The following is a 726-nucleotide window of genomic DNA, read 5'->3' on the forward strand; positions in this document are numbered from 1 at the left end:
GAGGTGGAGCAGAAGGTCTGGACCGCCACGCTCGGCCCCTCCAGGCCAAGCTTGTAAGATAGCGTCGAACACAACGCGTCTTTGTCGTTGCCTATTGAAATGGCGAGTTCTCCGGCTTCCGCCAACTTCTCGGCATTGGTGAGCAGGTTGTGTGATTTATACGCTGGTGGCCCCGAGCCCGCGAATACGCCAATCCTTCCCCGCATCGGATCGCTCGCATATCCGGCGTCTTCGATCGCGTGCCAAGCGTGTTCTAACAACAGACGGTGCTGCGGGTCCATCATAGCCGCGTCGCTCGGCGCATAGCCGAAGAAAGCTGCATCGAAACATTCGATGCCGCCTATTGGCGCGCCAGCGTAGACCCAGTCCGCAGATTCGCCGTCGGCACGGCTCAACCCTGCCTTCTCGGCCTCCGAAATGGTGAAGTCTCTAATCGAGCGCGTGCCCGAAACGATGGTTGGCCAGACGTCGTGGATCTCGTTCGCGCCGGGGATGCGGCACGCCCGGCCGATGATTGCGATTGCGGTATCATAGGCGCCGTCAAGTTCCATGACGCTCCTCACCTCTTCTGGCGAAGCGCCAGAAGCCGCTCCCGACGCTTCTCGGTTCGATCCACCCTTGGTGCCTTAACCGCCTCGACCGTCTCTCCGGCATCGAGTTCGAGATAGTGGGCCAGGGCCGCGACGGTTGGGGCCTGGAACAGCACATAGCTGGGCACGCTGGGCA

Annotated in this window: 1 protein-coding gene; it reads right to left on the bottom strand. The window is 61.4% G+C overall.

The features are described from left to right. Positions 1–551: beta-ketoacyl synthase N-terminal-like domain-containing protein (locus NKI06_RS30865; RefSeq protein ID WP_352987929.1), on the bottom strand; the 551-nt coding region annotated here is incomplete at its 3' end. Between the last annotated feature and the right edge of the window lie 175 nt (positions 552–726).

It is taken from the genome of Mesorhizobium sp. M0772 (genome assembly GCF_040320135.1).
Lineage (GTDB): Bacteria > Pseudomonadota > Alphaproteobacteria > Rhizobiales > Rhizobiaceae > Mesorhizobium.